21 protein-coding genes and 2 tRNA genes are annotated in these 25,323 nt (G+C 59.8%); 13 read left to right on the top strand and 10 right to left on the bottom strand.

Annotated features, from left to right (window positions below; genetic code table 11):
* Positions 1–903: 903 nt before the first annotated feature.
* The 3 genes from VFU66_RS02850 to VFU66_RS02840 all read right to left on the bottom strand — a co-directional run bounded on the left by VFU66_RS02850 (position 904) and on the right by VFU66_RS02840 (position 6,304).
* Positions 904–4,167 carry an efflux RND transporter permease subunit gene (locus tag VFU66_RS02850; protein ID WP_326444720.1) on the bottom strand — a complete coding sequence of 1,088 codons (3,264 nt, stop codon included), beginning with the start codon at positions 4,165–4,167 and terminating at the stop codon, positions 904–906.
* A 94-nt stretch (positions 4,168–4,261) separates the two neighbouring features.
* Positions 4,262–5,359, bottom strand: a complete 1,098-nt coding sequence (locus VFU66_RS02845; RefSeq protein WP_326444719.1) for an efflux RND transporter periplasmic adaptor subunit — start codon at positions 5,357–5,359, stop codon at positions 4,262–4,264.
* Positions 5,360–5,593: 234 nt separating this feature from the next.
* Positions 5,594–6,304, bottom strand: coding sequence for a queuosine precursor transporter (locus tag VFU66_RS02840; protein WP_326444718.1), 711 nt, complete (start codon positions 6,302–6,304; stop codon positions 5,594–5,596).
* 317 nt (positions 6,305–6,621) lie between these two features.
* Here VFU66_RS02840 and VFU66_RS02835 point away from each other — a divergent pair.
* A tRNA-Glu gene (locus tag VFU66_RS02835) sits at positions 6,622–6,699 on the top strand.
* Between the two features lie 467 nt (positions 6,700–7,166).
* Here the strand turns inward: VFU66_RS02835 and VFU66_RS02830 are convergent.
* Genes VFU66_RS02830 through VFU66_RS02815 form a run of 4 tightly spaced genes read right to left on the bottom strand, consistent with a single transcriptional unit; the run spans position 7,167 to position 11,741 of the window.
* A complete protein-coding gene (locus VFU66_RS02830) occupies positions 7,167–7,949 on the bottom strand; it encodes an HpcH/HpaI aldolase family protein (RefSeq protein ID WP_326444717.1) in 783 nt (260 codons plus the stop codon).
* Between the two features lie 50 nt (positions 7,950–7,999).
* Complete coding sequence (locus VFU66_RS02825; RefSeq protein WP_326444716.1) at positions 8,000–9,565, bottom strand: sodium:solute symporter family protein; 1,566 nt, start codon at positions 9,563–9,565, stop codon at positions 8,000–8,002.
* Positions 9,562–10,560, bottom strand: coding sequence for a 4-hydroxythreonine-4-phosphate dehydrogenase PdxA (gene pdxA / locus VFU66_RS02820; RefSeq protein ID WP_326444715.1), 999 nt, complete (start codon positions 10,558–10,560; stop codon positions 9,562–9,564). Before pdxA ends, VFU66_RS02825 begins: the two co-directional genes overlap by 4 nt.
* Positions 10,557–11,741, bottom strand: a complete 1,185-nt coding sequence (locus VFU66_RS02815) for a four-carbon acid sugar kinase family protein (RefSeq protein WP_326444714.1) — start codon at positions 11,739–11,741, stop codon at positions 10,557–10,559. The genes pdxA and VFU66_RS02815 overlap by 4 nt, the downstream gene beginning before the upstream one ends.
* 250 nt (positions 11,742–11,991) lie before the next feature.
* On the opposite strand from VFU66_RS02815, the gene VFU66_RS02810 reads away from it, so the two are divergent.
* The 4 genes from VFU66_RS02810 (at position 11,992) to VFU66_RS02795 (ending at position 15,475) form a co-directional block, all read left to right on the top strand.
* The gene (locus tag VFU66_RS02810; protein WP_326444713.1) at positions 11,992–12,819 is read left to right on the top strand and encodes an IclR family transcriptional regulator; all 828 of its coding nucleotides are present in this window, start codon (positions 11,992–11,994) and stop codon (positions 12,817–12,819) included.
* A gap of 128 nt (positions 12,820–12,947) precedes the next feature.
* Positions 12,948–13,916 (top strand): aldo/keto reductase, encoded by a 969-nt coding sequence (locus VFU66_RS02805; RefSeq protein ID WP_326444712.1) that lies wholly within the window; start codon positions 12,948–12,950, stop codon positions 13,914–13,916.
* Between the two features lie 83 nt (positions 13,917–13,999).
* Positions 14,000–14,091 (top strand) — tRNA-Ser (locus VFU66_RS02800).
* 169 nt (positions 14,092–14,260) lie between these two features.
* Positions 14,261–15,475 (top strand): tyrosine-type recombinase/integrase, encoded by a 1,215-nt coding sequence (locus VFU66_RS02795; protein ID WP_326444711.1) that lies wholly within the window; start codon positions 14,261–14,263, stop codon positions 15,473–15,475.
* Positions 15,476–15,498: 23 nt separating this feature from the next.
* On the opposite strand, the gene VFU66_RS02790 is transcribed toward VFU66_RS02795, so the two are convergent.
* Positions 15,499–16,215 carry a hypothetical protein gene (locus VFU66_RS02790; RefSeq protein ID WP_326444710.1) on the bottom strand — a complete coding sequence of 239 codons (717 nt, stop codon included), beginning with the start codon at positions 16,213–16,215 and terminating at the stop codon, positions 15,499–15,501.
* A gap of 66 nt (positions 16,216–16,281) precedes the next feature.
* Between VFU66_RS02790 and VFU66_RS02785 the strand changes: the two genes are divergently transcribed.
* From VFU66_RS02785 to VFU66_RS02760, 7 genes are all read left to right on the top strand, one after another.
* The gene (locus VFU66_RS02785) at positions 16,282–16,503 is read left to right on the top strand and encodes a helix-turn-helix transcriptional regulator (protein WP_326444709.1); all 222 of its coding nucleotides are present in this window, start codon (positions 16,282–16,284) and stop codon (positions 16,501–16,503) included.
* Positions 16,448–16,867 (top strand): CHC2 zinc finger domain-containing protein, encoded by a 420-nt coding sequence (locus tag VFU66_RS15730; protein WP_414649364.1) that lies wholly within the window; start codon positions 16,448–16,450, stop codon positions 16,865–16,867. The genes VFU66_RS02785 and VFU66_RS15730 overlap by 56 nt, the downstream gene beginning before the upstream one ends.
* Entirely contained in the window at positions 16,867–18,591 is a 1,725-nt protein-coding gene (locus tag VFU66_RS02780; RefSeq protein ID WP_326444708.1) for an AAA family ATPase, read from the top strand. Before VFU66_RS15730 ends, VFU66_RS02780 begins: the two co-directional genes overlap by 1 nt.
* A 48-nt stretch (positions 18,592–18,639) precedes the next feature.
* On the top strand, positions 18,640–18,999 hold the full coding sequence (locus VFU66_RS02775) for a recombinase family protein (protein WP_326444707.1): 360 nt from the start codon (positions 18,640–18,642) through the stop codon (positions 18,997–18,999).
* Between the two features lie 305 nt (positions 19,000–19,304).
* Positions 19,305–20,963, top strand: coding sequence for a hypothetical protein (locus VFU66_RS02770; RefSeq protein ID WP_326444706.1), 1,659 nt, complete (start codon positions 19,305–19,307; stop codon positions 20,961–20,963).
* Positions 20,964–21,007: 44 nt separating this feature from the next.
* A complete protein-coding gene (locus VFU66_RS02765; RefSeq protein WP_326444705.1) occupies positions 21,008–21,499 on the top strand; it encodes a hypothetical protein in 492 nt (163 codons plus the stop codon).
* A gap of 127 nt (positions 21,500–21,626) precedes the next feature.
* Positions 21,627–21,923, top strand: coding sequence for a hypothetical protein (locus tag VFU66_RS02760; protein WP_326444704.1), 297 nt, complete (start codon positions 21,627–21,629; stop codon positions 21,921–21,923).
* Between the two features lie 40 nt (positions 21,924–21,963).
* Here the strand turns inward: VFU66_RS02760 and VFU66_RS02755 are convergent, their stop codons facing one another.
* Positions 21,964–22,443 carry a hypothetical protein gene (locus VFU66_RS02755; RefSeq protein ID WP_326444703.1) on the bottom strand — a complete coding sequence of 160 codons (480 nt, stop codon included), beginning with the start codon at positions 22,441–22,443 and terminating at the stop codon, positions 21,964–21,966.
* Between the two features lie 618 nt (positions 22,444–23,061).
* Complete coding sequence (locus VFU66_RS02750; protein WP_326444702.1) at positions 23,062–23,487, bottom strand: hypothetical protein; 426 nt, start codon at positions 23,485–23,487, stop codon at positions 23,062–23,064.
* A 199-nt stretch (positions 23,488–23,686) separates the two neighbouring features.
* On the opposite strand from VFU66_RS02750, the gene VFU66_RS02745 reads away from it, so the two are divergent.
* Positions 23,687–25,306 carry a lipase maturation factor family protein gene (locus VFU66_RS02745; protein WP_326444701.1) on the top strand — a complete coding sequence of 540 codons (1,620 nt, stop codon included), beginning with the start codon at positions 23,687–23,689 and terminating at the stop codon, positions 25,304–25,306.
* Positions 25,307–25,323: the final 17 nt, after the last annotated feature.

The following is a 25,323-nucleotide window of genomic DNA, read 5'->3' as shown; positions in this document are numbered from 1 at the left end:
TGTCGGGCTTTCAGAGGGTGCTGAAAAAGTGTCTCGCCGGGAAGAAAGCGTACCTCAGCGGCTAAAGCCGCGTTGATTTTGCAGCGTTAGCGGCACGGCTGAAGCCGTGCCCTTAAGCAAAACTGACTTTTTCAGCACCCTCTTTCAGCCCTTTGGGTTCGTTGCGATCTTGACCTGGGCCTTTGGCGCTTTTTGATCCGCGGCGTTGATTGGCTGTGTCCGCGGACCAGACGTTTCGTGAAAATCATACCCCAGGGGCTAAAGAGGTGCTGAAAAGGTCATTGGCGAAGAGAAAGGCGTGCCTCAGCGGCTAAAGCCGCGTTGATTTTGCGGTACTTGCGGCACGGCTGAAGCCGTGCCCTTAAGCAAAACGGACTTTTTCAGCACCCCCTAAAGCCCATTCATTTCGCGGGGGGAGATAGAGGGCCAAGCCTGAAGGCCTGGCGCATCTGGAAGCGGGAATCCTCGTCGTCATCCAGAGTTAGTAGTCCTACTTAAAGTTTAGCAAGTGGAGGAAACTAAACCGCCACGGGGAAGTGGCTGGTAGTGTGGCGGTTTGGTTGTTTCAGGGGTTGACAGGGTTTGGGGTGAGTCCCGGACACAGCAGATTCCTCCGCTGCGCTACGGAATGGAAATGCAAAAGGGGGCGGAATAGAAATGCAAAAGAGAGCGGAATGGAAATGCAAAAGGGGGCGCGGGAATGTGTGCGTTCCCACCCATCGCAGAAGCGCGATGGATGGGGCACCCGAGCGTTTGTGGCTCACTCCAGAAACAAACGCAGATTCCCTTCGGGAATGACAACAAAAAAGGGGAATGACAACAAAAGGGGGGTCGGCGATTTGAACCGCAGACTCCCTTCGGGAAGGACAACAACAAGGGGAATAGCAACAAAAGTGGTGACGCTCAGCGTGCGAGTTCGGTTTGGGGTGTGCGCGATTTGCGCGAGAAGAGGGCGAGGAATGACTTGAGCAGGACGTAGAGGACCGGGATGAAGATGAGGTTGAGGATGGTCGAGAGCGTCATGCCGCCGATGATGGCCGTGCCGACGGAGTGACGTCCGTAGGCGCCTGCGCCGGTGGCGAAGTAGAGCGGGGTGACGCCGAGGATGAAGGCGATCGACGTCATGAGGATGGGGCGCAGACGGAGTTCGGCTGCTTCGATGGCTGCTTCGACGACGGTCTTGCCCTGAGCGACGAGTTGTTCGGCGAACTCGACGATAAGGATCGAGTTTTTGGCCGAGAGACCGATGAGCATGACGAGTCCTATCTGGACGTAGACGTCGTCGGTGTAGCCGCGCGCGGCGATGAGCAAGAGCGCGCCGAGCACGGCCATGGGCACGGCGAGCAGGATGATGAAGGGCAGGCTGAAGCTTTCGTACTGCGCCGCGAGCGTGAGGTAGACGACCAGCAGGCCGAGACCGAAGATGATGACGGTCTTGCCGGCGGACTCGACTTCTTCGAGGGCGAGGCCGGTCCAGGAGTAGGTCATGCCCTGGAGTTTGCTCTGGTTGAAGAGCTTGACCATGTTGGCGAGACCTTCGCTGGAGCTGACGCCGGGCGCGGGCGAGCCGTCGATTTCGGCCGAGCGGAACATGTTGTAGTGGTTGATGACCTGTGGGCCGGAGGACTCGGTGATGTTAACGAGGTTGTCGATGGGGATCATCTGGCCGGAGTCGGAGCGGACGTAGTACTGGCGCAGGTCTTTGGAGGTCATGCGGAACTGCTGGTCGGCCTGGACGTAGACGCGGTAGGAGCGGTTGTTGTAGTCGAAGTCGTTGACGTAGCTGGAACCCATGAAGGTGCCGAGTGCGGCGGTGATCTGGTCGAAGGGCACGCCCATGGACTTGGCCTTCTCGCGGTCGACTGTGACGATGATCTGCGGGTCGTTGGCGGTGAAGGTGGTGTTGAGGCCGGCGAGTCCGGAGCCGGGCATACGCGATTTGGCGACGATGGTGTGGGCGACGCGGTCGATGTCGTTGAAGGTGTTGCGGCCGCCATCCTGCAGGATGAACTGGAAGCCGCCGACGGAGCCGATGCCTGAGACGGCGGGCGGCTCGGTGGCGAAGGCGATGCCGCCGGGGATCATAAAGAGTTTGGGACCTACGTCGGCAACGATAGCGCGCGCGGTGAACTGCGGGCCCATCTTCGTGCGCTCGTTGATGGCTTTGAGCGGGGCGAAGATGATGCCGAAGTTGGGCGAACTACCGCCCGCGAGCGAGAAGCCCATGACCGAGAACGTGCCAAGGACACCGTCGTTTTTGCGCACCGCAGTGGCGACACGGTCGCCGAACTCGCTGGTGTAGCTGAGCGAGGCTCCCGGCGGCGTCTGGATGATGATCATGAAGTAGGACTGGTCTTCCTGCGGGATGAACGCCGTGGGCACGTGCGTGTACATGAATGCCGTGGAGGCGAGCGCGGCGAAGAAGACCAGCAGCACAACATACTTGATGCGCATGACGACGAAGGTGACGATCTTCGCGTAGGTGCGGGTGATCCACTGGATGAGTCGCTCGACCGGATTGAGCAGCAGGGCCATGAGGCCGGTGCGTTTCTGTTCGGCGCGCAGGAGAATGGCTGCGAGCGCGGGCGACAGCGTGAGCGAGTTGAAGGCCGAGATGGCGATGGAGAACGCGATGGTGAGCGAGAACTGTTTGTAGAGGATGCCGGTCGTGCCCGGGAAGAGGCTGACGGGGATGAAGACGGAGATGAGCACCAGCGAGGTGGCGATGACGGCGCTGGTGACTTCGGCCATGGCGATGCTGGTGGCCTTGTGCGGGTCGGAGGTGGTGACTTCCATCGCGCGGCCGGTGGAGTGCTCGGGAGTGAGGGCATCGGGCGCGTAGGGGTCTTCACCTTCTTCGCCGGCTTCGGGCGGTCTGCTCGGCGCGGCGTGACCGGAGAGGTGGCGCTGCACGTTCTCAATGACGACGATGGCGTCGTCTACAACGAGACCTGTGGCCAGGACGATGCCGAAGAGGGTGAGTGAGTTGATGGAGAAGCCGAAGAGTTTGATGAAGGCGAAGGTGCCTATCAACGAGACGGGGATGGTGATGGTGGGGATGATGGTGGCGCGCCAGTCCTGCAGGAAGAGGAAGATGACGATGACCACGATGATGATGGCTTCGATGATGGTGATGAGGACTTCGTGTACCGACTCGCCGATGACGGTGGTGGTGTCGAAGGCGACGATGCCCTTCATGCCCGGCGGGAAGTTCTTTTGCAGGTCGGCGAGGACGGCTTTGCACTTCTTGTCTACGTCGAGCGCGTTGGCGTTGGAGAGCTGCTGGACACCGACGCCGACAGCTTCGTTGCCGGAGTAGCGGAGGTCGGTGCTGTAGCTTTCGGCGCCGATCTCCGCGCGGCCTACGTCTTTGAGCAGGACGATGCCGTTGGTCGCGGGACTGTTCTTGATGATGATGTTTTCAAACTGGCGCGGGTCGGAGAGACGGCCGGCGACGCGGACGACCATCTGAAACTGCTGGTGGACGTCGGCAGGCTGCTGGCCAAGCTGTCCAGCGGCGACTTCGACGTTCTGCTCGGCGAGGGCGTTGGTGACGTCGAGTGCGGTGAGGCCGCGGGCGGCGAGCTTGGTGGGGTCGAGCCAGATGCGCATGGCGTACTTGCGCTCGCCGAAGATGAGCACGTCGCCGACGCCTGGGACGCGCTTGAGTGCGTCCTTGACGTAGACGTCGAGGTAGTTCGACATGAAGGTGGGCGAGAGAGAGTGGTCGGGCGAGTAGAAGCCGGCGGCGAAGACAAAGTTCGAGTTGGCCTTGGTGATGGTGATGCCGGTGTTCTTGACGGCGGCGGGCAGACGACCTTGCACGGAGGCGACGCGGTTCTGCACATCGACGGCGGCGATGTTGAGGTCGTAGCCGGTCTGGAAGGTGACGGTGATGGCCGAGGTGCCGTCGTTGGAGCTGGTGGAGGACATGTAACGCATGCCCTCGACGCCGTTGATGGACTGTTCGAGGATGGTGGTGACGGCAGCCTCGACGTCTTTGGAGTTGGCGCCGATATAGTTGCTGGTGACGACGACCTGCGGCGGCGCAAGCTGCGGATAGAGCGAGATGGGCAGCGTGGGAATCGAGACGGCGCCGGCAAGGACGATGAGCAGCGCGCAGACCGTGGCAAAGATAGGACGGCGAATGAAGAAGTCTACAAACACGATTTACCTCATGTCCGGATGCAGGCCCCGGATTGCAGCGTGAACCAATTTGACGCGGAGCGGGATGAGCGCCGCAGAGACTGCCGCCCTGTGGCTAGCCCAGGGGTTTGACAGGAACACCTTCCTGAAGAAATTGCAGACCCGAAAGAATGACTTTGTCGCCGGGGTTCAGGCCGCTGAGGACCGGATAGGTGTTGCCGACGGTCTCGCCGACGGTGACGGCGACCTGATGCGCGACGTAGCCGTCGCCTTTGGGCTGGGCGATGTAGACGAACGTCTGGCCGCCGACGAGCGTGACGGCAAGCACCGGGACGACGGGCGCGGGGGCGGTGCTCCAGGTGATGCGCGCCTTGACGAGCTGCTGGTTGCGGAGCAACTCGGCGCTGCGCGGAATTTCGGCCTTGGCAAGGATACTCTGGAGGCCGTTGTCCACCTGCGGCGAGAGGAAGCTGATTTTGGATTTGGCGAGCGAGTCGCCGTTGGTGTCGAGGATTTCGACGGCAAGGCCCTTGCGGACCTGGGCGGCGCGCTCGGTGGGGATGTAGATGTAGGCTTCGAGGTCTTTGTTCTCGTCCACCGTGGTGAGGATCGTGGTGTCGGAGACGTAGTCGCCGAGGTGGACGGGGATGTCGCCGACGATGCCCGCGAACGGCGCGCGGATGCGGTAGTAGGCAAGCTGCTGCCGCTGCGTGTTGGTGAGCGCGGCGCTGGAGTCGTAGTCGCCCTTGGCGTTCTGATAGGCCTGAACGGCCTGGTCATACGCCTGTTTGGAGGTGACGCCCGCCTGGTAGAGCTTACGCTGGCGCTCGAGCTCGGTCTCACTATATTGATAGACGGCTTTCTTCTGTGCCTGGGTTCCCTGCTGCGACTGGACGGTGGCCAGTTGCTTGAGCGGGTCGATCTGCATGAGGAGCTGGCCGGCTTTGACGATGTCGCCGGACTTGACGAAGATGTGGGTCAGATTGCCGTCCACCTGAGGCTGGATGGTGGCCGAACGGCGGCTCTTGATGGTGGCGACGTAGGTGTCTGAGGTGGGCACGGGCGCGAGCGTGACGGGCTCGACCTTCACGGGCATCGCCTGAAAGGAGGCCGCAGCCGCGGTGGGAGGCTCGGATTTGCAGCCCGTCGCGAGGACGGCGATGACGCAGGCAGCAAGGGCAAAGGCGCGGCGGGGGGTCAGAATCTGTGGCACTGAACTTCTCCTTCAAAAACTACAGGCTTGGATACCATAGGTCTAAAACAACGGAACGCCGCACAGCCAAACGTTTGAACGTATGGTTCTGCCGGTCCGGCGGTAGACGCAATCCATCAAGACAGCTTCGATTCCATTTTAGATGTGGCCTGTTTCCTAAGAGTCGCAATTTGTAAACGAAAAATGTGTCTTGCCAGCCGGACTGGGTCGGACGCGGGACAGAGGAGTATCCATTCAGGAATCAGAGGGTTCGGCCTGGCCGCGGAGAGCGAAGGAGAAGGGGTTGAAACGTTCGTCTCGGTCGAAGACGTCGGCCCCTTCGGCAGACTTGAGCCAGTGAATGACCAGGTAGGTGAGGGGTGTGGCAAGCACCTCGTAGGCCACCTTGAGCAGATAGGTGGAGGCGATGAGGTTGAGAATTGTCCGAAGCGGCGCCGTACCCGCGAAGGTGAGGACAATGACCAGGACGGTATCGACGGCCTGGCCGACGATGGTCGAGCCGATGGTGCGGGTCCAGAGCTTGCGGCCGTTGGTGAGCAGCTTGAGCCGCGCCATGGTGTAGGAGTTGGCGAACTCGCCGAACCAGTAGGCGACGAGGCTGGCGGCGAGGATGCGCGGGATGAACCCGAAGACGGCGGTGAACGCCTGCTGGTTGCGCCAGCCGGGGGCCGCGGGCAACGCGATGACGGCAGCGGCCATGGCATAGAGCAGCGCAGTACCGAAGAAGCCGAGCCAGATGGCGCGACGAGAGGCGGCGAATCCGTAGACCTCGGTGAAGATGTCTCCAAAGATATAGGTGATGGGGAACAGGAGGATGGCTCCGCTGATGGCGAATGGGCCGATCATGCAGATCTTCTGCGCGACGAGGTTGGAGACGAGCAGGATGACGACGAAGGCCGTGGTGAGTGCGTCGAGATATTTGTAGCGGGGCGCGATGGATGACATGCGGTGAATGAGGCCGACAGCAGAACGGCAGGCAGTCTTCCATCGTATCGCACGCGGCGCGGTGGGCGTGACTTCTTACCGGCGATGAAATGTGCGCTCCGTGGTGTTGTGAGGGCCGGGGACGAAGAGAGGGTGTGGAAAGGGTATGCATCGAGGCTGAAGTTGGAGGAATACGGGGGTCTCTCCACTGCGGCGGCAAAAGCGCCGCCTCCGGTCGAGATGACGTGGTGGGGGCGACACTCTGTTGTATCGGCACCACGGCACGTTATGATGATGAGAACGATGAAAACGGGCCGCTGCCCGGATTCTTCAGCACCGTCCCCGTCGTCTAGCCCGGCCCAGGACACCGCCCTTTCACGGCGATAACACGGGTTCAAATCCCGTCGGGGACGCCAGGTCTTTCGAGTCAACTCTATCCGCCGCTCCGTTCTCTGCCTCGGAGCTTCTTTAATGGTCGTGTATGTGGACGGCCAGCACGGTAGGTTGCGTGCTGCTGTTGCCGACCAGGCTTGTCCCCAGCAGAACTTCACGTGTTCGTGGGCGGATGGTCCACGTCACTCACCTTCCGCGTACAGACGGGCGAGCCGGTAGACTTGACCGCCAACAACATGCCCGGCAACGGGACCTCGTATCCTCTCAGAGTCGGCTGAAGAGGGTGCTGAAAAAGTGTCTCGCCGGGAAGAAAGCGTACCTCAGCGGCTAAAGCCGCGTTGGTTTTGCAGCGTTAGCGGCACGGCTGAAGCCGTGCCCTTAAGCAAAACTGACTTTTTCAGCACCCTCTAAAGCCCCACACTCATCCCCAGAAAGAGCCTGAGGATTTTTCAGCACTTCTACGGCTTCGTTTAATCGAGGAACCTGCAACCTAGGTGACAACCTTCTCCATGGCGGCGAGGGCTCGCTTCATCACCGTCTGCGCGCCGATCTTCATGGCTGCGATGTTGTTGGTGCAGAAGAGCAGGTCCACGCCCTGCGACACGTAAAACTCGAAGTCCTCGGGCGCGGAACCGACGGCGACCAGCTTGCCGTGGCTCTTCGCAATGCGAATGGCCTTGCCTGCGGCTGCGTAGACCTTGCTGTGTCCGGTCTGGCCGGGGACGTCGAGGCTGGCGGAAAGATCGGCGGGGCCGATGAAGATGTCTACCCCGGGAACCGAGCAGATCTCCTCGGCCTTCTCGAGCGCCTCGACGGTTTCGATCTGCGCCATCAGGCAGAGTTCGCCGTTCAGTTGCTGCTGCGCATCCGAGATGTTCACGTCGATGCCGTACTCGAGCGCGCGAGAGACGCTGAAGAAGCCGCGTTCGCCCAGCGGACGGAACTTCGCAAAACGCACGAGTTGCTCCAGGTCTTTGGCGGAGTTGGCCATGGGCAGGTCGATGATGTCGGGCCCGCACTCGGCGGCTTTGAGCACGTTTTCGCGGCGCGCGTCGGGGATGCGCACCATCGTCACCATGCCGAGGCCGGAGGCGATGCGGCACAGGTCGGCCGCCTCGGCAAAGGTGATGAAGCCGTGCTCCATCTCGATCCACGCGGCGCGGTAGCCCATGCGAGCAGCGACCTCGATGAAGATGGGATCGTAGGAATACGCTGCGGCCCCGAGAATCGGGCTGCCTGTTTGCGCCTTGGTTGCTTTCAGTAAGCGGTTCATATTGTCCTTCCAGAACGGCAACGAACTAAAACGTGCCGGTAAATCTTCGTTCAACTTTTTTGTGCAATCGCGTTTGCTTCGGCAAGGGCCGTCTCTCGCCGATGCTGCAGCCAGCCCCACAATGTCAACTCGCGCGAGCCTTCGCCTCGCAGGACGAGGCTCGCGATGTAGCCCACGACGAACAGCACGATGTGCCCGATGACGCCGATCATGTAGCTGTTGAGCGGGTAGTTCCATCGGCCCAGATTCACGATGCTGCCGTGATCGAGCGTGAGCGTTGCCCATGCCGTGACCAGCAGGCTGAGCACGATGCCGGCCCAGGCGCCGCGCGGGTTTGCGCGTGGGCAGAGAAAGGCCAGCAGAAACAGCCCCGCCAGTCCGCCGGCGACGATGCTCGTAATCGTGAAGTAGAGCGAGAGCGCGGTTCCCTTTGAGCCTGCAAGCTCGACTGCGAAGAAGATGGTCAGCACACCGAAGATGGCGACCATCACTTTGCCCACACGCAGCGCCTTCGCGTCGGTCGCGTCGGGACGCAGCCTGCGGAAGAAGTCCTCGACGCCCACGACTGCGATGCAGTTGAGGTCGGAGGCCATGGACGACATGGCCGCGCCAAACAGTGCCGCAAGAAACAGCCCCGTAAATACAGGCGAGACGTGCGTGCTGAGGAAATAGGGGAATATCTCGTCGGCTTTCTTGAGGGTTGCTGGAAGGGCTTCTCCTGAAAGCCTGTAGAACGCCCACAGCAGTGTGCCGATGAGCATAAACAGCGCCCACACGGGCACGCACAGCAACGCGCCAAGGCCGACGCCGCGCAGGGCCTCGCGGTCAGTGCGGGCGATGAGATACCGCTGCACCAGCGTCTGGTCTGCGGTGTACTTCTGCAGATAGAAGAAGAAGCCGTAGAGGCACAACACCAGCACCGTGGGCTTCGAGAGCGAAAGCGACATGCTGCCCAGGCTGAATTTGTGGTTCGCCGCGGCAAGCGCAATGGCGGCGCGCGCTCCGCCGGGCGTCAGCATCCACAGATAGGCGAGCACGATGAAGATACCGATCCAGAGAACGATTCCCTGCACCACATCGGTCCAGACGACCGCCTGCATTCCGCCGATGAGCGTGTAGAGGATGGTCGCCGCGCCGACGACGCAGATGATGGCGTAGACGCTCCACCCGGTCATGCTGCCTACGGTGAGCCCGAGCAGATAGAGGACGACGCCCATCTTCGAGAAGTGTCCGGCGGCAAAGGCGAGCGAGGAGTAGACGCGCGCGCCGGTGCCAAACCGCTTGCCGAAGTACTCATACGCGCTCATGCCGACCGCGTGGCGAAAGAACGGAATGATGATTGCGCCTGCGACAGCGAGCACGCCCAGCACCATGAATCCTGGTACAAGCAGCGACCAGTTGCCCGCATACGACGCGCCCGGATATGCGATGACCGTGACCGCTGTGATGATGGTCGCAAACATCGACATGCCCATTGCCCAGCCCGGCACGGAGCGGCTGGCGACGAAGTAGGTGTCGGTCGAGGTCTGACGGCGCGCGAAGAAGATGCCGATGCCGACCAGCACGGCTACATACGCCGCGACGATGGAGAGTTCGACGGCGAGAGCGTGATTCATCGCCGCACCTCTGCCTGCGTGGCAGCGCGCGCTTCGGCGATGCGGCCTCGGGCCATTCTGAGCGCCATGCGCAGCGCGGACTCCATATTGCGCGCATCGGCTTTGTTCTGCCCCGCGATGTCGAACGCGGTGCCGTGATCGACCGAGGTGCGGATGATTGGAATGCCGAGCGAGATATTGACCGTCTGCTCGAAGTCGATGAGCTTCATGGGGATGTGTCCCTGGTCGTGGTACATGGCGACGACGAGGTCGTACTTGCCGCGCACGCCGTCGAGAAAGGTCGTGTCGGGCGCTGTGGGGCCAACGCAGAGGATGCCTCTGGCTCGTGCCTCTTCAATCGCGGGGCGGATGGTCTCTTCGTCCTCGCGCCCGAAGAGGCCGTGTTCGCCTGCGTGCGGATTGAGCCCGCAGACCGCAATGCGCGGTTGTTCGCGCCCCATCCAGCGCATGGCTTCGTGGCCGAGTTCGATGGTGCGGATGATGCGCTCGCGCGTTAGCTCGGTGGCACGGCGCAGCGAGACGTGCGTGCTGACGTGGACGACGGAGAGCTTTTCATTCGAGAGCAACATGCACGGCTCTTCGGCGCCGCAAAGCTCTGCGATGTATTCGGTATGGCCGCTGAACTGCCTTCCGGACAGTGTGACAGCTTCTTTATTGAGCGGCGCGGTCACCATGGCGTCGGTCTTGCCGCTGAGACACATCTCGGTCGCCACACGCACATATTCGACGGCGGCCGCGCCGCACTCGGATGACAATTTGCCGGGTTGCACCGTGTGTCCGTGCAGCACGCCGGGGTCGACGAGTTCGACGCGATGGAGTATCGCTTCAAGGCCGCATCGCTTTACCTCCGCAGCCAGCAGCGCCCGGTCGCCGACGATGGTCCACTCGGCCTGCGCGTAGAGCGCGGGATCGCGGAGCCCCTTCAGGCATATCTCCGGACCGATGCCCGCAGGGTCTCCCATTGTGATTGCGATTCTCGGCTTTCTCTCGCTCACCGGCACGACCTTTCGCCTGCGACCGAGACTGGCCCGTGCAGGTACTCGACGCAGTGCGCGAAGGCGTTCGCTTCGCCAAAGGCTCCGGACTTCGTGATCACTCTCGCGCCATCGACCGTGCCGCCGCGTGCGACTGAGATGGGAATGCCCGGCATGACTTCGCCTGCGACCTCAAGCGTATGCGCACCGGCTGCATGGAGAAACGCTGCCGCGGTGTCGCCGCCCGTCAGGACAAGTCCACGGAATGCCCTGAACGGCGCGGCAGCGGCAAATGCGGCCATCTGCGTGGGCTTGATTCCGCTGCGCGGAATATGCAGCAACACGTTATGGTGTTTGTGAACAGCCTCGCCTAACGCGGCGACGGAGAGCGGGGCAGAGAGCGCGTCCAACGAGCACTCGTACAGCAGGCCATCTTGCTTCAATCTCTTGACCTGTTCCAGCGTCGCTTCGTGGTCCGAGCCGACGCCGAACAGCACCGGCCCTTCGCCCGCAGGCAGATCGGCAACCTGCGCCACCTGTGTCCCGACGGAGGCTCGTGCAATCGCCGCCGCCAGGCCTGCGGAGCCGACCCACAGCACGCGCTGTTCACACGCCAGACCGAGCGCAACGACTGCGTCGAGGTCCGCGTCCGACTCGGCATCGAAGCAGACATACCGGACACCCTGCGCGGCAGCGTGATGCAGACGAGCGAGCAGAGATTCCGTGTTGACCAGATCATGCGTTGCAACTGTGACGATCGGCAGCGGAGCGAGCGCGTGGGCAAGCTGTATCTGCTCGCCGGAAGGCAGGATGACCGCGCCCTGACGCACTCGGCGGTTCAGGACGGGCAGCGCCGGCGCGACGAAGATAACCTCGCTTGCCATCGCCTCCGCCGCCGCGTGTACTTCAACTGCAACGTTGCCGCGCAGCGCGGAGTCGATCTTCTTCAACGTGAATTGGTATCGGCCTCTTGCCGCGTGCAAGGCATCGCTGACGCGAAGCCGCGCTTCTTCCTCGGCGATCGTGCGCGAATCGGTGTTGACGGCAACGACCGGGGCAGGCTCCAATGGCGGCTGTCGCCAATCGATCGCCACCTTTGACGACACTCCACGCGCCGCGAAATGAACGGCAGCGTCGCAACTTCCGGTAAGGTCGTCCGCGATGATGAAGCATCGAAGACCGTGTGCGGTGTCCTGGGGCATGGAGCAACTCTCCAGAGATAGTCTCGCTGTAAATGAAAATTGTCAATCACAATTTCCTATATTTTCACACATGCCTGCCTGTTCTGGTCATGGGCGCTCCGTAACAACTACTGATACAAAAAGAGATGACAGATGAGACGGCGAGATAAAACTGGCAATCATCGTAATTATTGAAAACTAGACCGGTCGTAGATAGAATGAGCTTCATCCAGCGTTCGCCCCCGACCGTCTGGCCGGAGAATCGCAACCCATGCCGCCCTCGACAACCCGCCGCCGCCGCCCCAAGGCCAAGACCACCGACGAATCGGAAAAGTCTTCCTCCGACCAATACCTATCCCGAGCAGTGGGACGCGCGCTGAACGTGCTGGAGTGTTTTCCGGACGCCTTCTCCGCCTACTCTCTCAAGGAGATCTCGCAGCGCACCGACATGCCGGAGTCGTCGCTGTTTCGTCTGCTGGTCACGCTGGAGTCTCGCGGCTACCTACAGCAAAATGCCGACGGCTCCTACAAGCTTGCGCCGCGCGTACTGCATGGCCAGTTGCGCCAGCGGGCCAATGCCATCCGCGATCTTGTGCATCCGCACCTGGTGGAGCTGGCGCGCCAGTTCAACGAGACAACCAGCCTTTCGTTCCTCTTCGAGGACCACATCGCGGTGCTCGACAGCATTGAGAGCTTCCACGATATTCGCGCGATCAACAAGATTGGACGCATTCTGCCGCCCTATGCCAGCTCGATGGGCAAGGCGATTACGGCGTTTCAGGACCGCGCCGTGATCGACCGGCTGGTTGAGGTCTATGGCCTGTTTCGACGAACCGAGAAGACCATCACCGACCACGGCTCTATCTTCACGGAGTTCGAGCAGGTGCGCCAGACCGGCTATGCCTTCGACCGCGGCGAAGCGACCGAGGGCGGCATCTGCATTGGCGCGCCGATCTTCTCGCACGGCTCGCGCGTGGAAGCTGCGGTCAGCATCTCCGTGCCGCTGATCCGCATGGATGAGACGCGCCAGAGAAAGCTGATCGCCGAACTGCTGGGCGCGACGAAGAAGATGGCGCTCGCGCTGAAGGAAAGCGCGTAGGAAAGTTCTGGCTCAGTCCGCGAAGATGCCCTCGGGGGTTAAAGCCCCAACGATCAATTCAACATTTACGGCATGGGTAAACCCGCGACCTTAAGCAAAGCGAGAGTTTTCCGTCGTCTGAGAGAAACATGGACTACCGCACACTGCAACAAACCGACCTCTCCGTTTCGAGACTCTGCTTTGGCACCATGACGTTTGGCGCGCAGACTGGCCAGCAGGACGCCTGCAACATGGTGGACCGCTGTCTGGACGCGGGTGTCAACTTCTTCGACACGGCGAATATCTACCAGGCAGGCGCGGCTGAAACCATGCTGGGCGAGGCGCTCGGGCAGCGACGCTCCGAAGTCGTCCTCGCGACCAAAGTTCGAGGCAAGATGGGCGATGGCCCGGAGCAGAGCGGTCTTTCCAGACGCGCGATCATGACCGCGATTGAAGAGAGCCTCCGCCGCCTGCGCACGGACTACGTTGACCTCTACTACTTCCACCAGCCGGACTACGACGTGCCCATCGAAGAAAGCATGGAGGCGATGGAGAGGCTGGTCGAGCAGGGCAAGGTCCGGTATCCGGCGGTGTCGAACTACGCAAGCTGGCAGGTGGTGCAGATGCTCTCGCTGGCGGAGAGGAACCGCTACCGCCCGGCCACGGTCGCGCAACAGATGTACAACCTGCTGGCGCGCGGCGTTGAGCAGGAGTTTCTACCGATGGCGAAACAGATGGGTGTCTCCGTGGTAGCGTACAACCCGCTCGCCGGCGGCCTGCTGACCGGCAAGCACTCGCGCGACTCGATTGCGGCGGGCACGCGCTTTGACCAGAACAAGATGTATCAGGACCGCTACTGGCACCCGCAGGACTTCGACGCGCTGGACCGGCTGAAGGTGGTGGCCGCTGACGAGAAGCGATCGATGATTAGCCTGGCGCTGAACTGGATGCTCCACCACACGACCATCGACAGTGTCATCCTCGGCGCTTCGCGGCTGGAGCAGCTCGACCAGACTCTCGCCGCCGCCGAAGAAGGCCCGCTCTCGACGGACGCAGTGACACGCTGCGACGACGTGTGGCGTGAGCTGCGAGGGCCCGCACCGCAGTACAACCGCTGAAGTTTTCTCTCCGCTGCGAGGATTTTTTCGCCGGCCAGCGTGCGGTATAATGACGATGTACCGCACGCCGCCCGGCGCAGCGCGGAGAGGTGGCAGAGCCCGGTTGAATGCACCTGACTCGAAATCAGACATAGTCGCAAGGCTATCGGGGGTTCGAATCCCTCCCTCTCCGCCATTTCACCTTCCAGAGCCGTCCAGCGGCGTCCAATCTTCCCTCCACATCTTGTAATCAGCCTCGAAATACGCTATGTTTCGTGCTGCGGGCGTCCGCCAGCGTCCCCTAGAAGCCTCCTTCCGCTGGGGGTATTTTGGGGGTAACGAAACTTTTCAGGTGGGGGTATTTCATGAAATTGGCTGAAACGAAGATCAAAAATGCGAAGGCGGGCTTGAAGCCACGGCGTTTGGCGGATGGTCGTGGGCTGTATCTCCTAATCACCCCTGTTGGCGGAAAGTTCTGGCGGGCGAAGTACCGCTATCGTGGCAAGGAAAAAACTATCACGTTCGGCCAATATCCCGACATCTCGGTCAAGGCCGCGAGAGAGAGGCACGCGGACGCTCTGAAGCTCATGGCTGAAGGAAAAGACCCGATGGCAGAACGGAAGGCCCAGAAGGCCGTCTTGCGGATAGCAACAGAAACGACCTTCCAGAAGATTGCAGAGGAGTGGCATAAGCATTGGTCTGCCGGGAAAAGCGAGCGCCACGCTGAGTATGTGATGCGCCGGTTGAAGGCCGACGCCTTCCCTGCCATTGGCAGCGCGCCGATAGCGAGCATTGAAGCCCCCGCGCTTGTGAGGCTGGTGAAGGGCATTCAAGAGAGAGGTGTAAACGACATCGCAAAACGTGTCCTGGAGACGCTTGGGCAGATTTTTCGTTACGCCGTCGCCCATGATTACTGCAAGCGGAATCCGGCAGCCGATATCAAGCCCGCCGATGTTCTAAAGTCCACTCCGAAGACCAACTATGCACGAATCGATGCAAAGGAACTCCCCGGCCTGTTGAGAGCGATTGAGGTCTATCAGGGAACGCCGGCAACCCGTCTGGCCATCAAGCTGATCGCTCACACCTTTGTGCGTACCGGCGAACTGATCGGGGCAAGGTGGGAGGAGTTCGATTTCGAGGCGAAGCGCTGGAACATCCCTGCCGAACGGATGAAGATGCGAACGCCGCACATCGTTCCACTGTCGCAACAGGCGCTTGAGACTCTTGAACTGCTTCGCCCGCTGACAGGCGAGAAGGAACTCCTGTTCCCTGGCGAGCGCGACCACAAGAAACCGATGAGCAACAACACCATTCTCAAGGCCCTGGAGCGGATGGGATACAAGGGCCGCATGACCGCCCACGGCTTCCGGGGCATCGCTTCAACCATCTTGCACGAGCAAGGCTTCGATCATCAGCACATCGAATTACAGCTCGCACATGCCCCACGCAATGCCGTCAGCGCGGCGTACAACCACGCGCTTTACCTGGACCAGCGAACAAAGATGATGCAGTGGTGGAGCGATTATCTGGAAACGCAGCAGCGCGGGAAGGTGTTGCCGATGAAAGGGACAGCGGCGTAGTCCTGCACAAATGATCGAATAACTTAGCCATCCTTTCGGAGGTTACGACTCTTGGCGCGGCGCGTTTTATTGCCGCATTGCTTGCTGTGATAAGAATCTCGCGGATCATTCTGAAAAAACACTTTCTCACACCCCCGACAAAGAATGTATCTACATCCCCCAATCGACGGGAAGAAAAATTCATGCCCATAAAGAGCGGTTTTCTCATCTAGGCAATATACGGCGGGACGAATGCAGCCATTCTCCAGCCACAACACCCACATCGCCAATGCGAACGCTTTAGCGGCCTCCCGCGCAAAAAATCGCTTTGCATCCTGGCGGGCACGCAAGCCTACAGCCTCCCCCACAAGATGCATGTAGGAATCAACCGGAGAGAGTCCTACTACACCCGCGATGTTCTTTCCCACCTGTAGGGCCTCTGGCGAAAGGTTAGCCTTCTTCTCACGATACTCCACTTCGCCATAGTGGAGCATGATGCGCCTCAACGCCTCCGGAAACGACCCCGGATGTTCCAGCGCATCCTTCGCAGTGACGAGGCGTGAGAATCGCGCCAATTCTATTTTAGACAGCCTTTTCTTTGCTCCTTTCACATCCTGATCGGTAAAACGGCGTACCCATGCCGTTCCTACTTCCGGTTCAGAGATGACCTCTCCATCTGCACCTGCTTCAGAGGAAGCGGGGACCAACAGCGCAAACGCGTCACGCGATGTAGACGCTATCTTTTTGCCTGAAAATGCCATTTCGGTAGTTTACGCACAGTGTCCACGGCATTCCATAGTCGTGGCGTAAAGAAGGAGGGATAAATCGTGGTCGAGCAAAATGAAAACTACCAGAAGGGCTTGCTCTCCTGCTCTCGCCTGCCTCGCGTACAGGCCCGTGTGGGACTATCTCGCAGCGCTATCTATGAGCTGATCGCTAAGGGACAGTTTCCCCGCCCAATCAAACTCAGCGCGCGCGCGGTGGGCTGGCCTGATGGGGATATCGACAATTGGCTTCGCCAGCGCGTCGCTGCCTCGGCGAGGAGCTAAAGCACCAATAGAAAAACCCCGGTTGCAGCCGGGGTCAACCACAAAGGACTTGTCGATGAAGACAATCGTAACACCACGCGGGTGGTGCCCTGCCTCCCGTTTCAACAAGGCCCTTCTTCCTCTAGCGCTCGGCTTCTACAGGGCTGAAGGCTTGAAGTTGAGAGGTGCTGGCAAGTGGCGTTCTGCCCTCTGCCCATTTCACAACGATCATGAACCTTCGCTTCGAGTGAACATCCACACGGGAGCGTTTCGCTGCTTCGTATGTGACGCTCACGGCGGGGATGTGCTCGCCTTCTACCGCCTCCGTGCGCGAGTGGGCTTTGTCGAAGCTGCAAAACGCCTCGGCGCATGGGAGGAACGCTGATGGAGAGTATACGGCAGGCCGCCGAAAGGCTCACGCGCAATATCGGGACGCTGGAGAATGTCTATGAGTACCGTAACCCCGATGGCACGCTGGCATTCTCCAATCTCCGCATCATGCAGAGCAATGGGAGTAAAGCCTTCCGCATGATGTCTGAAGTCGGTGATGCGTTCGTTCTGAGGAGGCCGGAGAAGCCGGAGCAAGGTTGGCCGCTGTATGGGTTATTGGCGGTCAACGCAAACCCGGATGCGTCCGTTTTTGTAGTGGAGGGAGAAAAGGATGCGAACGCGCTTCTCTCCCTGAACCTTGTGGCGGTTACATCGGGAAGCACTAGCACTGCCAGCCATGCGGATTGGTCGCCCCTGGCAGGCCGTGGGGTGATTCTATGGCCAGATAACGACAGTGCAGGCCGAAAGTACATGGGCGAGGTAACAGACCTGCTTGAGTCCATCGGATGCAGTGTCGAGCATGTGCAGGTGGACGCTCTGGGACTCCCCGAAAAAGGCGATTGCTCCGACTGGCTGACTCTCCATCCTTCGGCGGGGGCCGATGAGGTGTTGAGTTTGGCGCGGGTGAGGAAGGGGATGCCGGAAGCATCCCGTGCTCTGCCCTTAGCCGTGCTTGAGCGGGGTGATGCTATCACCATCGCGCCCGTGAACTGGCTCTGGAACGGATGGCTGGCCGCTGGCAAGCTGCATCTCATCGGTGGCCAGCCGGGCACTGGTAAAACGACCATTGCGCTCGATCTGGCAGCCACCGTTACCACTGGCGGGCGATGGCCAGACGGCACGCGAGCGCAACGCGGGAGTGTAGTTATTTGGTCAGGGGAGGATGATCCTAGTGACACGCTCGCACCACGCCTGCTAGCCGCAGGCGCTGACATGAGCCGCGTGCATATCGTAACCGGGGTGCGGGAGGGAGGAGACATTTATCCTTTCGACCCGGCACACGATACGGAGAGTCTGTGCCGAGCACTGGCGGGCATCGAAGACCTGCGCCTGATCGTGGTAGACCCTCTTGTTAGCGCAGTGGCGGGAGACTCGCACAAAAATGCCGAGGTGCGACGCGGACTGCAACCGCTCGTAGATTTGGCACAGGCAACCCGTTGCGCCCTGCTCGGCATTACACACTTCTCAAAGAATACCGGAGGACGCGAACCTGTCGAGCGTATCACCGGCTCGCTTGCCTTCGGCGCGTTGGCCCGCGTGGTTCTCGTAACTGCCAAGCGCGAAGCGGAAGAAGATACGCCTGCGACCAGTTTCCTTGCACGTGCAAAGTCAAACATTGGTCCGGATGGCGGCGGATACGTCTACGGCATTAAACAAAACGAACTATCGAACTCAGGCATCAGCGCATCAGTCATCCTTTGGGGTGAAGCGCTGGAAGGCACAGCACGTGCATTGCTGGATGACGCAGAGCGACAGGATGATGAAGCGCGCGATGCAGTGACCTTCCTGCGAGAGCTTCTGGCTGGTGGTCCACTCCCTGTAAAAGAGGTCAAGCGTCAAGCCGAAGGTTCCGGCTTCGCATGGCGAACCGTTCAGCGAGCGATGAAGTCGGCAGACGTTGAGTCCCGCAGAGGAGGATTCGGCCAGCCAGCCACATGGAAACTGCGCAGTTGCGCCACATCCACCACAGTCGCGCCATTCGCGCCAAACAATTTATGTGGCGCAACTGGCGCGACTGATGTCACGAATGTTGAGACCGCCCCTATTCACGATGAATAGGAATGCCACCTATGACCGCCTCAAATAATTTTCAGGAGAACAAAACCCGTGCCCATCATCACAACGAAACCTGCCTATGAAACGCCTGCCAACGAAAAGCTCCCGAACGCAACCGACGCCTCGGAACTGTTCGACGCGTTTCTCCAAGTTGAGCGGCGGCGACTCGTGGAACGGCTCCGCAAAGGCCGGGAGCTATCGCGTCGCATTTACGGGCGCTGCGAAGGGCAAAAGCCCTATGGACACTACAGCGCCGAACGTGCCACGCTGGAGTTGATTTACGAGTTGCGACGAAACCGCCTTACCTCCCGTGAGATTGCGGCCAGCTTGAATGGGCGTGGCCTTTACGCCCGCTCTGGTAAACCGTGGCAGGCCGCCATCATTTCGAGAATCATCAGGCGTGCCAAATAGCAGGAGTCTAACGTTGTACGAAGTGAAACAGTTCCCGCAACGACACGGAACAGAACTACGGAAGAGTTGCAACCCTTTCTCAGGAGGTTTCAATAATGCCTGTCACCGTTCAAGGACCGGATCGTAAGACGTACCAGTTCCCAGATGGTACGGATAAAACTGCGGCCATTGCATATTTCAAGAGGAAGGGTATCGGTGTGCGGCGGCCTCAATCCCCTCCTGCCACCTGGAAGGATCGTATTCTCGCGCACACTGAGCCGCTCACGGAAGAGCAGAAGAATGGTGTCAGCTCCGGGGAGGCCACCGTGGGAGACCTTGCCTTGGGTGCTGTAAACGCGCTTGGAAACGTCATCCTTCATCCAGTCGATACCGCCGTGAGCATGGCAAAGCTGGTTGGCGATGCCGCGACAGCGCCAATGGCTCCCCTTGCTCCAGGTGCGGAAAAAACTGCTGTTGGCCGTCGCATGGCAAAATCGGCCAATGAATTGAACGCGCTCGCCTCCGGCACAGCACAACAGCTTCGGGAGCATCCCGCGTACACCATCGGGCAACTCGCCGCGCCGATTGTTGCCGGAGCCGTGGGCGGAGAGGTATTCGACAGCGCCAAAGGCTCGCTGAGGGATATTCGCGCCAAGGTGGATGCTTTGCGTCCTAAGGTTGTAAAAGTCGCGGGCGAACCCGTGCCACTGCTTGCCGGAGAGGTGAACCCGAAAACCCAGTTTGCCGGTATGAACGTAAACGACGCCCAAAGGGGCATGAAATCGGGGGGCATGGGTTCGCAGAAGTTCCGAGAGTTTTCCGCCGCGCAGCAGGCGCGGGTGAAGCAGGTGATTCGTAATGTGGCTCAGAGTACATCGGGGTTCGCTGGTCCTGGAAAGGAAGAAGTTGGCGGAGCCATGAAAGACGCCGCAGAAGCAACGTTTGCCAAGGCGCGCCCGATGTACCGGGCGATGGACGCTTCTCTTGCGACGGTTCCGGACGGATTCGACAGAGTAAACGGGCTTGTAAATCAGGCGATTGGGCGAGCAAAAAAGTATGGGTTCGATCTGTCCGACCGTGTTGGCGGCGACGTATACGTTGATAGCGATGGCAACCCTGTCACGATGCAGGATGTGTCACCCGAACGCTTTCAGCGCATGATCGACGCCGGAGAACTGACGCTCAAGAACATTCAAACCGAACAGCCCATTACTACCTACATGAAAATCCGCTCCGAGTTGCAAAAGATGGCGCGCTCTTCCAGTGATGCCGCTGTCCGCTACAACATCGGGAATGAGGTTCGGGCGATGAACGATGCGATGGAGCAGGCGTTGGCTGGCACGCCTCTCTATCAAAACTTCACAGAGGCAAACCGCCTCTGGGCCAAGGGCTACGCCATTCGAGATGTAGCGGACGCGCTCAACTCTTCGACTTCCGGAACGCCTGCATCTCTCCAGGCTCCAGGGCTTGAAAGAGTACCCACGGAAATTTCTGGCCTCAGGCTTGTTTCGCGGCTGAATGAGTTGGACCGCGAAGGCGTGCTGTCGCGCGCATTCTCTCCGGAGGAGGCAGCCCACCTCCGTCAAGCCGCCGACATTCTGGATAGGGCGTCCTCCAACATCGGAACGGGTGGGGTGCCGGTTCATGGCTATGGAATGCACAGCCTGAAGTTCGACATTCTCAAACGGCTGGCCATGCGTCCGTTCGTGAACGCCATGACCACTACCGACGGCGTACAGGCATTGGAGGATTTGAGCAAGGCAAAGACGCCAGCGGCACAGACGGCGGCGTCCGTGCGACTTGGGCGCGCTGTGGCAAGTGCAGAGGCCGCCGCCAGCTATCCGAAGACGGCAGGTGAAGCGAAACAGCGCGTCGCCTCGCAACGAAAGTTCAAGCACTATGCCACCGGGCCGAACAATCACAAGATTGGCTCCGATGACGGTCACGCCTGGTACGACGTGAAGACGGGAATGCAGGTAAGGTGACAATCGCAGAGCACACCTCATTTGTTCCCGCAGAGAGTAAAAGCATGTTTCCAAAAGCCGCTCAAACTATCGTTCCACCGCGTCCCCGTCTCATTCAAACCAAGACGGGACCAAGGGTACGGCACAGCAATCGCCACGACCCCATTGTCCTTCCGCCGATTGTTCCCGTCACGGCAGAGCAGGTCTGGACGGCGCGCGTAGAGATGTACAAAGAGCGCGCGGCAAAGGTTGTATGTCCCGCTGGTGCCCGGCTGCTTCCGCTTGACGCTCACCCTTTCGGCAGTGCTCCGCTCTTTGCCATCGTTGATGAAGACGACTTTGAACGTGCTTCCGAGCATCGGTGGCGTGTAGCGGGGAAAAAGGGCAAGCTGCACGCCTGGACCATCATCGGCGACGAAATCGGATACCGTGAACTGAAACGCTTCATTATGAAGGCCGCACGCAGAAACGAATACGTTCGCCACCAGGGCGACCCGCTTGATTGCCGCAAGAGCAAGCTCCGCGTGGAGCGCGTCAACGGAAATGCGGGCCTATAGCCCATCCTCCATTCGCGCCTCGCGCACTTCGCCTTATATTCGTCTTCATGTAGGCTATCGCTTACAAACAATGATACTTACTGCAACGGTATGTTAACCTATGTGCATTACGACACTGGAGGTTGGCATGGACGAGTCAGAGCGGCAAGCGGTGAAGGCCAGCATTCGAGCGCAGCTTGAGCATTCCAAAGATGAAAAGCGTAACTCACAGCTACTCGCCGTTTTAGAAGAAGACGACTCACCCAACCTCGCCGCCACAAGATTACTTATTGAGGAGCAGCTTCACGATTTGCAGGCGCGACATCGTGATGCGCGGATGCGGCTTCACGATTTGCAGGTGAAGAGATTGGAACTGCAAATCGAGGACCGCAAGCTGACAGGCCCGTGCAACGTATATCCTCGCCGTCGATTCCGACGCCGGTAAAGCTCGCATGAGAGGCGCAGAGGCTCCCGTCTGGTGAACGTCACTTCCCAGACTTTTCGATGAATTCTTTTAGGTGCTTGGCACACGCCTCAGCAGTGCTCTGAATCTGGTTTGTGTTTCTACCCTTGCCCACGGAGTACGCAAAGACGATCTGCGATGAATGAACATCCACAACGGAGATGCTTGCGCTGGTGCTTCCAAAATTGCTTCCATACCCTGCTCTCGGGAACCCACCAACTCTGGGATAGCTGTTGCTGTTGACGTTGGTCGTGTTGTTGACGACGACTGCCGGTTGACTTGGCCGTTTTTGGCTGATGCTGCTTCTGATGATGTAGTCCGCCTTATCTTCGTCCGCGACGACGACCAAGGGGACATGCTTCTTTGCAATGGCGGCGGCGAGATACGTCTCGTACCCATCCATCGGCTCAATGTAGACAGCCGAGCCGCTTTTCATGTGTGGAGCCTGGGCGGATGCAGCGATAGAGAACGCGAACAGGAGATAACTAAGCCAACGATTCACGGGAAACCCCTTTTGTGACCGATATAACAGTCGCATCCGCCAGTCCGCATTGGAATAGCACCTCGCAGCGTCAGCCTTCAACTATTGGGGTAGTCTTCGCCTCGGCTTGCGCACCTCTATTTTTTTCTAATTTTCCGCCATGTGAGAGACGGCGATGCGTCGATGACATCGCGGGGACCGGGGGTGTCGGACAATTCAAGCCTTCCGGACAGCGCGGCCAGCTTCTCTCATGGCTTCGCTGTAACGCCGCCGTAACGCCGTTGAAACGGGGCGAGACTCCCTCCCTCTACCTCTTCCGTCTGCAACGCCGTGCAGGGCGATTCTGGCCACCTCTACGCCAGGGTAGCCACGTCTCTCGATTGCAGGACTACGTTTGCGCTTCGTTTCAGAGGCAGAACGATGATGGGAGTTGCGGCGGCGAAGACGTTCACGCCTCCAGGGAAGGCGACAAAAATATGGAACAATGGGCAGGTTTGCAGCGCGGCCCGAAATTTATTTTCATGGGTGTATTTCTGGGGGCATCATCGCCGGAACCATCACACGCACCATATATATTTCAAATACTTACAGCAGGAATATGAATCCCTCCCTCGCCACAACCTTCCTTCCATTCCCAAATCAATTCCCTGCCGGGTGTCTTCCCCAGCTAAACCTTCGTCCGAGGATGCCTTTGACGATCAGGTGGTCCGTGGCTGCTGTTGGCCCTACGCCTACGCCGAAGTTGATCTCCCACTTCGGCGAGACATTCAGGTCGGTGACGGCGAAGATCTGCTGCTGCTGGTCGTGCAACGAGTCGGGGCGGCCCAGGCGGCCATAGTCGGCGTAATACTCGATGCCTGCGTTGACGATCTTGGTGAAGTCGTACCCTGCCTTGACGCCGGGAGCGAAGTCGAGGCCGTCGGCCACTCCGTGGCCATGCCATGTGCGTTCGAGCGCGGGGTTGACGGCAAAGTACCAGCGGCCGAGTGTCTTATCGATGATGGGGCGAATCTCCCACGTCCACGTGTCGGGCGAGTAGACGGCGCGCTGATAGCCGATCTCCATCGACAGGCTTGCGCCGACGGGCTAGTGCCATGAGTCCGGCACGCGCACGCGCGGACGAATGTGATCGCGCAGACGAGCTACATCAGGCACGACAAAGCTATGGCCTTTCCGGTTCGAGCACGGAAGGCAGGCGCCTGGTTGATTTGAGGAGAATGCATCTCACCGAATATATACGCGGCAACTATAATCTCGGACGCAGATGAACCGCGCCGTACAGCTCGTTCGCCACTGGTTCGCTCCCGAAGAGGGTCCACGGGATGCTTATGTCGCGCGATGGATCTTTCTGCGTGCGCTCGGGCTGATTTATTTTTCGGCCTTCTACTCGCTGGTGTTCCAAATTCGCGGGCTTATCGGACCGGAAGGAATTCTGCCCGCATCGGAGTACCTGGCTTCGGTGGAGCGCAGCCTGGGGCCGCTGCGCTTCTGGTTCGCGCCTACGCTGCTGTGGTTTTCGAGCAGCTCGCACATGCTGATGGCGCTCTGCTGGGTCGGCATCGCGGCATCGCTGCTCGTAGTCCTGAACATCTGGCCGCGCGCGATGCTCGTGGCCTGTTTCGTCTGCTTTCTTTCTTTCGTCGCGGCAGCGGGAGACTTTTCGGGCTATCAGTCCGACGGCATGTTGCTCGAAGCCGGGTTTATCGCTCTGTTCTTTGCGCCGGGTGGATTTCTTCCCGGCTGGGGGTGCGCCTCGCTCGCGCCACGCGCCAGTCTTTTTCTGTTGCAGTGGGAGTGGTTCCGCATCTACTTCGAGTCGGGTGTGGTGAAGCTCGCCAGTGGAGACCCACAGTGGCGGCACCTGACCGCGATGGACCAGTACTACCAGAACGGCCCGCTGCCCACGTGGATCGGCTGGTACGTACAGCATCTGCCGCATTGGTTTCACGCTTCGACCGTGGTGGCAACGTTCGCGCTTGAGCTTGTCATTGTGTGGATGCTGTTTCTGCCGCGCAAATGGCGCATTGTGTGTTTTCTCATCGCAACGCCGTGGCAGATTGTCGTCATCCTCACGGCAAACTATGCCTTCCTGAACTACATCGTGCTGGCGATGGGCTTTTTGCTGCTCGATGACCGCTTCCTCGTGCGCTTTGTGCCGTCGCGATGGCTCGACGGACTGCATGTTGCTGATGCACCCGCTCCCGAAATGGAGGTTGCTGATGCTGATCCGTCGCACGGGGGCCTGCGTGAACACTTCGCACAGCATCTTCGCGCGCTGCGTCTTGCGGTCATCGCTGTCATGCTGAGCTGGGTCTTCTACGACACCACCGTGCCTCTGCTACAGATGGCGTGGCGCTCGATTCCCTTGCCCGTAAGCCCTATCGCTGCGCTTGACCCGTTTCGAATTGCCAATCAATACGGCCTCTTCGCCGTGATGACGCCGAACCGCTACGAGATTGAGTTTCAGGGTTCGAACGACGGTGTGACGTGGACGGCGTATCCATTTCGTTACAAACCTCAGGACGTGAAGCAGCCGCCGGGTATCTATGCGCCGTACCAACCTCGGTTCGACTGGAACTTATGGTTCGCGTCGCTCGGCACATGGACGCAGTATCCGATTGTGCCGCGCACGGAAGAGGCGCTGCTGAACAATGACCCTGATGTGCTTGAGCTTTTTGCTGGAGATCCATTTCCTGACAAGCCTCCGCAGATGGTGCGCGCTGTGCTGTGGCAATACTGGTTCAGCAGCATGGACGAGAAGCGAGCCGAAGGCATCTGGTGGCATCGCACGCTGCTGGGCACCTACGCGCCGACGCTTGCCAAAGACCCCGAAGGCAGGATCGGCATCGTGATGGAGCCGACGATTCAAACGCCTGAGCCATAATGGTGTTGCTCGGAACA

This window comes from Edaphobacter sp. (assembly GCF_035763405.1).
Taxonomy (GTDB): Bacteria; Acidobacteriota; Terriglobia; order Terriglobales; family Acidobacteriaceae; genus Edaphobacter.
This window is presented reverse-complemented; position numbering and strand designations above follow the sequence as displayed.